This is a genomic window from Anaerotignum propionicum DSM 1682, from assembly GCF_001561955.1.
GTDB classification, from domain to species: Bacteria; Bacillota; Clostridia; order Lachnospirales; family Anaerotignaceae; genus Chakrabartyella; species Chakrabartyella propionicum.
Genome location: NZ_CP014223.1, coordinates 1,526,434 through 1,539,293 on the forward strand (window position 1 = coordinate 1,526,434; position 12,860 = coordinate 1,539,293).

Annotated in this window: 12 protein-coding genes; 10 read left to right on the forward strand and 2 right to left on the reverse strand. The window is 38.3% G+C overall.

Annotation, left to right across the window (positions count from 1 at the left end):
- The first annotated feature begins 93 nt into the window (after positions 1-93).
- From CPRO_RS07285 to CPRO_RS07295, 3 genes are all read left to right on the forward strand, one after another.
- The gene (locus CPRO_RS07285) at positions 94-651 is read left to right on the forward strand and encodes an XRE family transcriptional regulator (RefSeq protein WP_066049738.1); all 558 of its coding nucleotides are present in this window, start codon (positions 94-96) and stop codon (positions 649-651) included.
- Between the two features lie 392 nt (positions 652-1,043).
- Complete coding sequence (locus tag CPRO_RS07290) at positions 1,044-2,138, forward strand: YkvI family membrane protein (protein WP_066049741.1); 1,095 nt, start codon at positions 1,044-1,046, stop codon at positions 2,136-2,138.
- Between the two features lie 42 nt (positions 2,139-2,180).
- Positions 2,181-3,530 (forward strand): aminotransferase class III-fold pyridoxal phosphate-dependent enzyme, encoded by a 1,350-nt coding sequence (locus tag CPRO_RS07295; RefSeq protein ID WP_066049743.1) that lies wholly within the window; start codon positions 2,181-2,183, stop codon positions 3,528-3,530.
- A 119-nt stretch (positions 3,531-3,649) separates the two neighbouring features.
- Here the strand turns inward: CPRO_RS07295 and CPRO_RS07300 are convergent, their stop codons facing one another.
- Complete coding sequence (locus tag CPRO_RS07300; protein ID WP_066049746.1) at positions 3,650-4,429, reverse strand: hypothetical protein; 780 nt, start codon at positions 4,427-4,429, stop codon at positions 3,650-3,652.
- A 97-nt stretch (positions 4,430-4,526) separates the two neighbouring features.
- Positions 4,527-5,273, reverse strand: a complete 747-nt coding sequence (locus CPRO_RS07305; protein WP_066049749.1) for a nucleoside phosphorylase — start codon at positions 5,271-5,273, stop codon at positions 4,527-4,529.
- A gap of 154 nt (positions 5,274-5,427) precedes the next feature.
- Between CPRO_RS07305 and CPRO_RS07310 the strand changes: the two genes are divergently transcribed.
- The 7 genes from CPRO_RS07310 (at position 5,428) to CPRO_RS07340 (ending at position 12,829) form a co-directional block, all read left to right on the forward strand.
- A complete protein-coding gene (locus tag CPRO_RS07310; protein WP_066049752.1) occupies positions 5,428-5,853 on the forward strand; it encodes a DMT family transporter in 426 nt (141 codons plus the stop codon).
- An 11-nt stretch (positions 5,854-5,864) separates the two neighbouring features.
- Complete coding sequence (locus CPRO_RS07315) at positions 5,865-6,341, forward strand: DMT family transporter (protein ID WP_066049755.1); 477 nt, start codon at positions 5,865-5,867, stop codon at positions 6,339-6,341.
- Positions 6,338-7,261 (forward strand): ribokinase, encoded by a 924-nt coding sequence (locus CPRO_RS07320; RefSeq protein WP_066049758.1) that lies wholly within the window; start codon positions 6,338-6,340, stop codon positions 7,259-7,261. The genes CPRO_RS07315 and CPRO_RS07320 overlap by 4 nt, the downstream gene beginning before the upstream one ends.
- Positions 7,262-7,276: 15 nt before the next feature.
- A complete protein-coding gene (locus CPRO_RS07325) occupies positions 7,277-7,867 on the forward strand; it encodes an NAD(P)H-dependent oxidoreductase (RefSeq protein WP_066049761.1) in 591 nt (196 codons plus the stop codon).
- Positions 7,868-7,987: 120 nt separating this feature from the next.
- Positions 7,988-9,034, forward strand: coding sequence for an alcohol dehydrogenase (locus CPRO_RS07330; protein WP_082754410.1), 1,047 nt, complete (start codon positions 7,988-7,990; stop codon positions 9,032-9,034).
- Between the two features lie 337 nt (positions 9,035-9,371).
- The gene (locus tag CPRO_RS07335) at positions 9,372-10,502 is read left to right on the forward strand and encodes an exonuclease SbcCD subunit D (protein ID WP_066049767.1); all 1,131 of its coding nucleotides are present in this window, start codon (positions 9,372-9,374) and stop codon (positions 10,500-10,502) included.
- Positions 10,499-12,829 (forward strand): AAA family ATPase, encoded by a 2,331-nt coding sequence (locus CPRO_RS07340; RefSeq protein ID WP_066049771.1) that lies wholly within the window; start codon positions 10,499-10,501, stop codon positions 12,827-12,829. Before CPRO_RS07335 ends, CPRO_RS07340 begins: the two co-directional genes overlap by 4 nt.
- The last annotated feature ends 31 nt before the right edge of the window (positions 12,830-12,860 follow it).

Sequence of the window (12,860 nt, forward strand, 5' to 3'; positions counted from 1 at the left end):
TAAGTTGCAATCTTTTAATTCATTTTGAATATAACCAATATTGGGTTTATGTTGCTGTGCAGGGGAGAATATGAAACAGAAAGGATGTTTTTCATGATTGGAGAAAAAATAAAGGCTGCAAGAGTGGAAAAGGGAATCACCGCAAAGGATTTGGCTGAAAAAGCTGAGGTGACCCCCGGATATATTTCACAAATTGAACGTAACTTAATCAGTCCATCTCTGTCTGTTTTAATGCGTATTGCAGAGGCAATTGAAATTCCTTTGGTTTCCCTTTTTTCCCAAGAAGAACAAGAGCAAGTTACAGTAATTACCAGAGATAATCGTACAAAAATTCAGTTTGCTGATATTAATATGGAATACCAGTTTGTAACACCCTACAGCAGGAGTAAGAATGCTTGTACGAAGATGGAAATGCTATGTTTCAAATTAGGTGCAAAAAGCTGGGGCAGTACCATGGTGCAGTATCACGAGGAAGCAGCGGAGTGTACTTTGGTCTTAAAAGGAACTTTGGAATATCATATTGGCGATGATGTATATATCTTAAACGAAGGGGATAGCATTTATGTACCCCAGCAAACATATCATCAGCTGTATAATCCCGGTGATGAAGATGTAGAGGCGGTTGCAGTTATTTCTCCTGCTTTATATTAAATAAATTTTACTATGAAAATGAAATTTATTGAATTTTTAATATGATAATAAAACAAGGATTTCGCCGTAGTTTGAGTAACTTTTAATCTTTTAAAATTTATTTAATCCATGGCATTAAAATAAAATAAAAAATAACTATGAGAACTTTTCTTTTTGCGTGAAAATGCATAAAAGACAAGTTCTTTTTTTTGTGATGTTTAAAAAGATATACAATAAAATAGGCTCATCAAAAATTTATTTATTCTAAAGATATAAAATTTACAAATACTAAAATTTATTTAATATTTCGTTGACATTTATATATATTAAATATATAATCCTATTAAACTAAATTTAGTATAATTAATTACAAAAGAGAATGTAGAAAATATGGGGTAAAAAGGAGGAATCATATGAGTATTTTATCATCAAAAAAATTTCAAAAGTATTTTGTACCCGGTATCGTTTTTCAATCTTGCGTAATAGCCGGAGGCTACGGCACAGGCAGAGAGCTGATTGAATATTTTATGGGCTACGGTCCTTTGGGCGGTATTTTGGGCATGGCCATTGTATCCCTGTTGACATGGTCAATTGTTTGCGCAGTCTCCTTTGCTTTTGCGCGAAAGTTCCAAAAATACGACTACAAAAATTTTATGAAAAAGCTTATGGGGCCTGGTTGGTTAGTTTTTGAAGTTGCTTACATAATTTTTATTTTAATCGTTTTAGCAGTTGTTTCCGCTTCCGCAGGATCAATACTTCATGAGCTTTTTGGCTTAAATAAATGGTTTGGTATTATCGGTATGTCTACAGCGGTGTTTTTATTGGTAATGAATGGTTCAGAGGCGATTGAAAAGGTCTTATCATTATGGTCCTTTGTACTGTATGGCGTCTATATTCTGTTTTTGGTATTGGTAATTTCCAGATACAGCTCAGACATCAGCCACAATTTTGCTACGGTGCCGGTTAGCGGTAATTGGGCTTTGGGTGGTTTTCAATATGCATTTTATAATTTAGCAATCATTATTGCAGTGCTTTATACAATTAGGCATTCAGATAATTCCAAAGAGGCATTTACCTCTGGATTGATTGCAGGAGTCATTGGTATATTACCAGGTATTATCTTATTCGTGGCAATGGCAGGTTTTTATCCTGCAATTATTGATCAGGAGCTCCCTGTGGATTATATTTTAACCCAAATGAATATGCCGTGGTTGCGTTATATGTTCCAAATTGTATTGTTCGGTACCTTGATAGAAACAGGTTCCGGCTTAATTTACTCAATCACTGACCGTATTTCTGAGAGTTACAAAAGTAACAGACAGGAGGTACCTGGTTGGATGACACCAGTGGTTGCCGTGGTTCTTTTGGTAGTAACAACCTTTATTTCTTCTTATGGTTTGATTAACTTAATTGCAAAGGGATATGGAACTTTAGCATGGGTATTCTTCTTTGTATATGTCGTTCCAATTATGACCCTTGGTGTATATAAGCTGATGAAAAGAAACTGAAGAAGATTTGACTAGAAAATGAAATGACAGGGAGATGAAAAAATGGGCTTAACAACAACAAAAAGTGCCGCTTGGATCCAGCGCGATGAAAAAGTAATTGCACCATGTCAGCATTTTTCCTATTTTCCACTGACAATACAAAAGGTTGTGGGAGATATTATTTTCGATCAAGATGACAATCAGTTTATAGATTTTCTAAGTAGTGCATCGTCTTTAAATCTGGGTAGTGGTTTTCCTGCTGTTACAGCAGCAATCAAAGAGCAGTTGGAATTGTATAGCCAATATACGCCCGCCTATATTTATAACACAAAAAATATTAGCTATGCTGAGCGCTTAACATCAGTCTATCCCGGAGGCGCTTCTGCAAAGGTTTGCTTTGGCAACTGTGGTTCCGATGCCAACGATGCTGCAATTAAATTTGCAAGGGCATACACAGGAAGAACTAAGATTATTACGTTTATTAATGGGTATCATGGAAGTACATACGGTTCTATTTCCTTAAGTGCAGTTACAACAAGAATGCGTTCCAAAATGGGGCCATTTCTTCCAGACATTTATAATTTCCCTTTTTATGGGGATGATTTGGAGGATGAAGTTTGTGAAAGGGAGTGCATAAAGGAGCTGGAAAGGGCTTTTGAGGCATATTTGCCCCCAGAAGAGGTTGCAGCGGTTATTATTGAGCCCCTTCAAGGAGATGCTGGATTAATCGCGGCACATCAAATCTTTATGAAAAAATTATATGCCCTTTGCAAAAAATATGGGATACTATTTATTGCTGAAGAGGTACAGCAGGCATTTTTTAGAACAGGTAAATGGTTTTCCATTGAACATTACAATATAGTGCCTGATGGCATTATAATGGGCAAATCTGTGGGCGCAGGTCTTCCATTGGGTGCTTTTATGGCAAAGGAGGAAATTATGGATTCCTTACCGGCTCCGGCACATTTGTTTACTTTAGGCGGCCACGCTCTGGCTTGTGCTGCCGGTTGTGCCGCATTTGATTATATGCAAGGAGAAGAATTCCAACATATTTTAGCGGAAAATGAAAAAGCAATGGAACGCTATTTAAAAAACATCATGGAAAAGTTCCCTGATATTGCAACAAGGAAAAGCGGAAAAGGAATGTCCAGAGGTTTGGCTTTAACAAGAAGAGACTCTGAAAAGGGTACACTTATTCCAGATGATGTGGGAACCTACAAGGTTTTATTCCGTTCTTATGAAAAGGGCTTGGTTATCATTTCTCTTGGAAAAAATGTATTGCGAATCCAACCTCCTTTGAATATTAAACCTGAAAATTTAGAACGTGGCTTTAAAATAATAGAGGAATCTATTCAGGAGTACCTTGATGGAAAAATTACTGATGAAGTTCTGAAATTTAAAAAAGGCTGGTAAGAAAAGCAGTCTATTATTTTAAGCAAAAACAGTAAAATCAATTTAAAAACACCCCCACAAATATTGCTTTGGGGGGTGTTTTTTATCAAATGTTAAAGGCTAGCAAGTAGTTATAGGCATTAAGACATCATCTCTCCGCCTACGATGTAAGACCATTTTCCATTCTCCTTTTTAGCGATACAATCAACAAAACCATATGCCCCTAAAGACGAACGCCATTTTTGAGCAGAAAATGTAAATGTATCCTTTTCCATTTTAGAAGATTTCATGTTCATCAATATTCCAGTATCCATTTTTGCAAATTTCGTGTCTTTTTCAATCACAATCAAATTTTCTGCTAGTAGCTCATCATAGGTTGCCAATCGTGTTTCTATTTGGGTCCTATTCCAAAGCAAATAAACAAGGGCTTTTTTCTCGCTGTCGGTAAGATTTTCGTCCTCGGTTAAATCTAGGGCAACAAAATTTATGTCATTGTTTAGTCCGGGATCCCCCTCAAATAAATCGAAAAGAATATTGTAATAGAGGCCTACGAAGTCCTCACCTTCTTCAGTGAAAATTACGTAATCCGGATTGGCAATTATCTCAGGGTAAATGTCCAATACCACACCGCTAAACCCAATCTCTACTATATCCCCCGGTTCTACTTGGGTGATATCTCCTATAAAAGCGTTAGTAGAAACTTGACAGATATCCTTCTTTTCTGTGATTGCTACAAAAAGCATATCCTTTTCCATTTTGATGATTTTCCCATGTAACGTTTGCACAGACTTCACTTTGGGTTTTTCATTGGTGACCGCAGTGGGCGGTTTTTCATCGGTTTCTGCGGGCTGAACCGTTGCGCATCCACCATAGAAAATCAAACTGCAAAGAAATGCAAGCATGTATAAATATTTTCCCATTTTCTCAGCTCCTTTATCGTACTTTTTGATTTGACGATAAAAGGAAGAAAATGTTTCAAATTATTTTTAGTTTTAAAAAAGTTGTGGATACGAAACCTTATGAAAGGCCTTTTTCCAGTTTTACAAAAGCCTCCAAGGCAACTAAAATTTCATTTTTTTCCCCTTGCATGGAAAGGGATTCACCGTCAACATAATTTACAATGCTATCTAAGGTATCTCCTTGATATTCTACAACATTATTTAAAATAGAAGCAGTTTTCACCCCTCTTAGATGGCCGATTGTAAAGATTGCCGCTGTTTCCATATCACATCCCAGAACACCTTTTTTTGACCAGAAAGCATCAATTGCATCCTCATCATCGGTATAAAAGCTGTCGTGGCTTCTTGCAATGCCTGTATGAAAGGGAATATTTTTTTCTTTTGCGGATTCAACGCAGGCAAATAGCAGATCTATATCGGGCACGGCAGGGAACATGGCATCCACATAGGTCTTTGATGCTCCATCATCACGCACAGCACCACTTACCAGAATAATATCGCCCATTTTTACTTTCGGTTGTAAACTGCCGCAGCTACCAATACGAATCAAAGCTTCAACACCAATATTATGCAGTTCTTCCACTGCAATCCCTGCAGAGGCACCACCAATCCCGGTTGAAATGGCTAAAATTTTAATACCTTTATAAGTACCAATTAAGCTTCTGTATTCACGATTAAATTTTAACTCCATAACATTTTCCAGAAACGGAGAAATTCGATCCAATCTGGCGGGATCCCCAGGAAGTAAAGCATATTTCACCTCAAGAGTATCATCTAGCTGAATATGTGGCTGTACATTTGGCATATTTGCTCCTCCTTTGTAGTTCTTTTGTATGATATAATTTACCTTAATTTTTGAAAAAATGCAATGTTTGCAGTCTAATAATTTGAATCTATTAGAATAATATGTTAAAATCATTGGAGAGAGAAAAACCGAATGTGTTTTTGGGAGGGGAAAGATGGTTTATTATATATTTTTAATTTTGGCCGGTATATTTCAAGGCTTTATGGTATCGCTGAATGGGCAGTTGGGAAATTACTACAGCCTTTTTGGTGTTTGTTTTTTTGTCCATGTCATTGCGGCAGTGCTTCTTTTCTTTTATATTAAGATTAAGGAAAAGAAACCAATTACCTTTGGCGGAGTACCAAAATATGTGTATGCGGTGGGTTTTATGGGTGTTACATTGGTAGCTAGCAGCAGTTGGTGCATCTTGCACATTGGTGCAACCCAGTTGTTAAGCCTATCTATCATCGGGCAAATGATTTCATCAGCATTGGTTGACCACTATGGATGGTTTAATGCAGTGAAAAAACCGTTTCGTTTCAAACAATTACCCTGCTATTTATTGGTGTTGGCAGGGGTTTTGATTGTTGTTTACGCTTAAGGAGGAAAAAAATGATATATTATATAGCGGCGATTGCGAACGGATTCTTATCTGTTATCAATAAGATGGTAAATGTAAAGGCAGGGGAATGTTTGGGTACAGCCAGGGGCGCGTTAATTAATTACATTGAAGCCTCTGTCATTGCTTTTTGCCTTGTTTATATCACCGGAAAAGGCGGAGAGTTTCGCCTTTCCTTTATAAAAGAAGTACCTCTGCTTTTTTATTTAGGCAGTGTTTGTGGATTGGTAGCCATGATTTTTTTAATTGTGGGAACGAAAAATACAGGAGCCATGACATCTACTGTTTTGATGCTTTTTGGACAGTTAAGTGCCTCTATTGTGTTAGATTATGTTTTTTTTGGAACCTTTCGTCCCATTCAAATTTTAGGTATTTTTATGATTTTAAGCGGAATTGCATGGAAGGAAAAGATACGTGAGCTAGAACTGAGAAAAGCTGTTTTAATGAAAAATGAGGAGGAAGCAGAATGAAAATACTGAATTTTGGTTCTTTAAATATGGATTATGTTTATGAGGTGGATCACTTTGTTGAACCTGGGGAGACCATGTCCTCTAACGGGTTATTTGTCAACTGTGGTGGAAAAGGTTTAAATCAGTCTATTGCGGCGGTAAAGGCAGGAAATTTAGTTTATCACGCTGGTTTTGTGGGCAAGGGAGGCGAGGCCTTAGCAGCGAAACTTGGTGAAAATCATGTGGATGTTTCTTTGCTCATGGATACAACAGAAAACTGTGGACATGCCATTATTCAAGTGGATAAACATGGTCAAAATTGTATTTTGCTTTATGGTGGTACAAATCAGCTATATACAAAAGAATATATCAGCGAAACTTTAGATAAATTCGGCAACGAAGGTTTAGTTTTGTTGCAGAATGAAACAAATTTAGTGGGATATATGATTGAAGAATCCCATAAAAGAGGATTGAAAATTGCATTCAATGCAGCACCAATGAATGAAAAGGTTTTGAAATATCCTTTAGAACTTTTGGATTGGTTGATTGTCAATGAGGTCGAAGGAAGACAGATTGCAGGATGCGAAAAAGATGAAGAAATTCTTCCTGTATTAAAACATAAATATCCTAAGGGTAATATTCTTCTGACCCTGGGAAGCAGAGGTGCTATTTGTTATTCCAAAGGGGAGACCTATAAAATCGGATGCCATCAAGTTGAGGTTGTGGATACCACTGCGGCGGGGGATACCTTTAGCGGTTATTTCTTATACGGCATACTGAATGGAGAATCCATTCCTGATTCCTTATTATTGGCCACAACGGCAAGTGCTCTAGCCATTGGTAAAAAAGGTGCGTCCGATTCTGTTCCTTTAAAAGAAGAGGTTGACCATGTTTTGAAGGAAAACAAACTTGGCTCTTTAGCCGTAGAAAAAATAGATTAAAGGAGAGTGTTTTCTTTGGAAAAAGTATTGTTTGTAAATTGCTGCATTCGCAGAGATGCATCTCGAACCAAAAAACTGGCGGATTTATTTCTAAAGGAATTGGAGAAAAAAGGTACATATGAAATAGAGGAGCTTTGCTTGATGGATGAAGCGCTAATCAATATGACCGAAGGTTATTTTCACCAAAGAGATGCATTGCTGGCGAACAAGGATTTTTCTCATCCTCGTTTTCACTATGCCCATGCATTTGCCAAGGCGGACAAAATTGTGGTTGCGGCGCCTTTTTGGGATTTAAGCTTTCCTGCTTTGTTGAAAACATATATTGAAAATTTATGTGTTGAGGGAATCACCTTTGGCTGTAACGAACAGGGGTGTGTTGGAACTTGTAAGGCCAATCATATGGTTTATGTTACCACACGAGGTGGTTTTTATCAGGGCTCTCCTATGGAAATGGGCTCCAGATATATGGAAGCCATGAGTCAATTTTTTGGCATTGAAAAATATGATTGTATTTTTGCGGAGGGCTTAGATATGGGACTTCGTCCTGTTGAGGTAATCATTGAGGAAGCCGCAGAAAAAGGAAAAGAAATCGCAATCGCATTTTAAGTGAAATTATAGGGCTTGCGATACTTTTTGCCGAAAAAGGTTCCAGTGAATTGAAAATAATATTACAAAATAAAAAAAGGGTCTACGATCTAGAATTGGGGGCTGAAAATGGGGGAAACGATGAAAGCAGTTGTATACAAGGGAAATGGTATTGTGTGCTTGGAAGATAGACCGATTCCAGTGATTGAAAAAGAGACGGACGCCATTGTAAGAGTAACCAGATCTACAATTTGCTCCAGCGACCTGCATATTAAGCATGGCGCTGTGCCCAGAGCAAAGGAAAATACAGTTTTGGGACATGAGTTTGTAGGGGAAATTGTTGAAGTTGGCAGAAAGGTGAAGCATTTTTTTGTTGGTGACCGAGTTTCTGTAAATGTGGAAACTTTTTGCGGGGAATGCTTTTTCTGCAAACAAGGCTATGTAAATAATTGTATCCACGGCGGTTGGGAGCTGGGTTGCCGTATCGATGGGGGACAAGCAGAATATGCCCGCATTCCCATGGCTGACCAAGGTTTAACGAAAATTCCCGATGATGTAACCGATGAAGAAGCATTATTTAACGGAGACATCCTAGCAACAGGCTATTGGGCAGCAAGCATCGGTGAACTAAAACCCGCGGATACGGTGGTTGTTTTGGGGGCTGGCCCCACGGGGTTGTGCACTTTAATGAGCATTAAACTCTATAGTCCTGCTACAGTTATAGTTGTGGATACAAGCACAGACAGATTAAATTTGGCAAAAGAACAGGGCTTGGCAGATGTCTGCCTAAACCCTTTGGAAGTGGATATAGAAGAAGAGATTTTAAAGTTGACGCAAGGTAGAGGTGCCGACCGGGTGTTTGAAGTGGCAGGGGGAGAAAACACTTTCCAACTTGCATGGAAGGTGGCAAGACCAAACGCCATTGTGGTTTTGGTGGCTCTCTATGAAAAGGAGCAAACCTTGCCATTACATCAGATGTATGGTAAAAACCTAGTGTTTAAGACAGGTGGGGTAGATGCCAATAGCTGTGAAGCGATTATGAAAATGGTGCAATGTAAAAAGATTGATACTACTTGTCTGATTACCCATCGTGGGCCTTTAAATGATGTGATGGAGGGATATCGTATTTTTGAAAATAGACTGGATGGCTGTATAAAATGGGTCATTACACCTTTTGAGCATAATTAAAGCGAGATGGACAAGACGTAAAACCCCGAGGTTTAAGCTGAAAACCATTGCTAAATACAAAGCAGACATCTAATGGGTGTCTGCTTTGAACTGTAAAGATCATTTATAAACCGAGAGGAATAGGAAAAAGATAACTTATCTTTGTACATAGACTCTTTTTACAATTTTATTGTCTAGCCCCAGCTTAGAACGTGAATTAGAATGCAGGGATTCCGAAAGAGGGAATTTGCTATCAGATAAAATAAAGTGTTAAAATAATCTATTTCTGCGTACTAAAAGCTTGAACGAAAAACGTAATGTTTTTAAATAAACCGGAATCTGAGAAAGGAGGAAGACAATGAAATTTTTTCATATAGGGGATTTACATCTGGGCAAGAAAGTTTATGATTTTTCCATGATTGATGACCAAAAATATATCCTTATCCAGATTTTAGAGAAGGCGGAGGAAGAAAAAATAGACGGCATTTTAATCTCAGGAGATATTTATGATAAAGGTGTTCCTCCGGTGGAAGCTGTGCGACTGTTAGATTGGTTTCTGACAGAGCTATCCAAACTTAAAATAGCAATTTTTATGATTGCAGGAAACCATGATTCTGCCCATCGTCTGGATTTTGGCAGTCGACTTTTTCAAGAGAATCAGATTCATATTTGCGGTAGCTATGATGGTTCTTTGAAATCCATTGTATTGCAGGATGAATTCGGAGAAATTGAAGTGTTTTTACTTCCTTTTATCAAGCCTGCATTAGTAAGTCCTTTTTTTACAGAGGAGATTACCTCCTATCAGAAAGCTATGGAGCTTGTTTTGCAAGAATACCCACGCAAGAAAGAGCGAAGGAATATTTTATTAGCGCATCAGTTTGTGACATGGCATGGAGAAGCGGAGCAGAGTGATTCTGAAACCAAATCTTTAGGTGGTGTGGATGAGATTGATGCAAGTGTTTTTTTTGATTTTGATTATGTCGCCTTGGGGCATTTACACCGTCCACAAAAGATTGGTAGAGAAACGATTCGTTATGCAGGCTCTCCCTTGGCATACTCTTTTTCTGAAATCTCTGGCAAAAAAGCAATCACAAAAATAGAATTCAAAGAAAAAGAAGATATACAGATAAATCCTCTTCTCCTTTCGCCAAAACGACCCCTTCGGGAGATAAAAGGCCCGCTGGAGGGGTTATTGAAGGCTGCAAAAGCTGAGGGTGGGTCTGAAGATTATATCCGAGGGATACTTACTGATGCAACAGCATTAAATGACCCATTGGGACAGCTGCGTGTTTTTTATCCCAACTTAATGTCATTAGAGGTAGAAACCAGAACGTATGAGGAACGGGAATTTTCTTATTCAGCAGAAGATACATCACCCAAAGAATTATTTGAGCTTTTCTTCGAAAGGCAAAATCAAAAGGAAATGGATGATCTGCAAAAACAAGCAGTAAAAAAAGTTTGGGAAGAATTGGGGGACGAAATGGAATGAAGCCCATACATTTAACAATTTCTGCGTTTGGCCCCTTTGCAGAGACAATAGAGATACCATTTTCAAAGCTTGGAGCGGGAGGTCTTTTTCTTGTAAGCGGTGATACAGGGGCGGGAAAAACCACAATTTTTGATGCCATTTGTTTTGCACTTTTTGGAGAAACCAGTGGATCTAACCGAGGGATTGATAGTGTGCGCAGTGATTTCGCCCAAGGAAATACAAAAACATACATTGAACTATTGTTTCAACATAAAGGCAAGATTTATCGCATTGTCCGCAATCCTGCTTATCGTCGCCCCAAAAAAAATGGTGATGGAATGACAACGGAAGTGGCGGAAGCGGCATTATTTTGCCAAGATGAAACGGTTTCCACAGGCTTTGTTCAGGTGAAAAAAGCAGTTGAGGAGCTCTTATCTGTGGATTCAAAGCAATTTAAACAAATTGCCATGATTGCTCAGGGTGAGTTTTTAAAGCTTTTATACGCTGAGAGCAGCGAAAGGGGAGCAATTTTCCGAAAGGTTTTTCATACCAATACTTTTGCAGATTTTCAGCAAAGGTTAAAGGAAATGGAAAAGCTGAATCGTGCCCAATTCGAGGATAGTGAAAAACGGTTGTTACACTATTTGCAACAGCTTTTCCGCGAAGAAAGTTTAGATGCAAAAAGTTTAATTTACCAAGCCGAAGCCATATTAGAGCAAGAAGAAAAGACCTTTGCGGATGGGCAAAAGGAAGTGTTACACCTAAAAGAGGAGAAAGCAAGTCTTTCAAAAAAGGAGCAGGAACTTACCAGGGATATCAGTAAGGGTGAAATCAATAATAAGCGCATTGAAAATCTAGAAAAAGCAAAAAAGGAGCTGCAACAATTAACTGAGAAGAAAGAGGAGCAACAAGAGGCTCAAATGTCTCTTTTAAAGCAAAGAATTGCTCAGGATTATATTCACCCTCTGGAAAAAGGGATGCTTCATGAAAAAGAAATGCTGGCGGAAACGGAAACCCAGACTTTAGCTTTTCGTAAAAAATTAAGTGCACTTTACCCTGTTTTAAAGAGTATAGATGATGAGCGGAAAAGTCAAGAAAGTGCCCAACCAAAGTTGAATGAAGAGAGAATTCGTCTGAAGAAAATGGAAAATGATTTTGCAGACTATTCTAGAAAAGAAGCTTTACAAAAAGAAAAGGTTATTTTAAAGCAAGAAAAGGAAGCTTTGGAGAAAGACTTAATTGCGATACAAAGCAAAATTAAGGTTTTGGAAGATACGATTTCAGAAGTTAAAACAAAGCTCGAAGAAAAGCCTCTTTTAGAGAAAGGGGAGTTGGTGCTAGAGCAAGCAAAACAAGGAAAAAAAGAAAGAGAAAAACGAATTAAACAGATTATTTCCATGCAAGAAGCCTTAAAGGTAGATGAGATAGCCCTGGAAACTTTGAGAAAACAATACAAATTGGCGGAATTACAGTGGAAAGAAACAAGACATAATCGAGAAGCCATAGAAACGGCTTATTTAGGAGAGCAAGCGGGCATTTTGGCTGAGAAGCTTCAAGAGGACACCCCCTGCCCTGTGTGTGGCTCCTTAGAGCATCCGAGAAAAGCCGAGCTTTCCTTAAGTGCACCGACTGAAGAAGAATGGAAAAAATCCAAAGTCGATGAAGAGCTTGCCGGTGCAAATTTGCAAGAAATTGCTTCAAAAGGAAAGGAGCATTCCGCAAGATGCCAAGTGCAAAGAGAGAACATCTTAAAATTTTGCAGCGAGGAAGCCACATCCGTTGAAACGATACAAGAAGATTTAACAAGTATACAAAAGGATATAAACAGTTTGGAACTTGAGTTGAAAACACACAAGTCCAAATTATTGGAGCTTTCTGAGTTGGAAAAAGTGTTGGAAATTGAGACTACTTCCCTAGCCGATCAAAAGAAACAATTAGAAGCAATAGAAACAAAAGTCAAGAGCAATCTTGAAAAATTTGGACTTTTGCAAGGGGAATTCATTTCTTTGGAACAACGTCTTGAGAAAAATACCACTGCGGAACAGGCAAAACTGGCGATTGATGATTTGCAACGGTATATTGATAAGGCAGATGTTGAATATAAACGCATACTTACGCTCTATCAGGAGAAAAAAGACGAAGTGCAAAAACTAGAAACTCGGTTAGAGGAAAGCCGAAGTATGGCTTTACAGGGGGAAAAACGGTTGAAACAAGCCGAGTCTCTTTTTTATTCCATGATGGAGGAAAAAGGGTTTCCAACCGAGGAGCAGTACCATTTGAGCCTGCCTGCAAGCAGAGAGACGTTAGAGCAGGAGGAGCAAAGGATTCAAGCCTTTTTTATCAATTGACACAACTCGAAAATTTCGTTCAACGTACGGA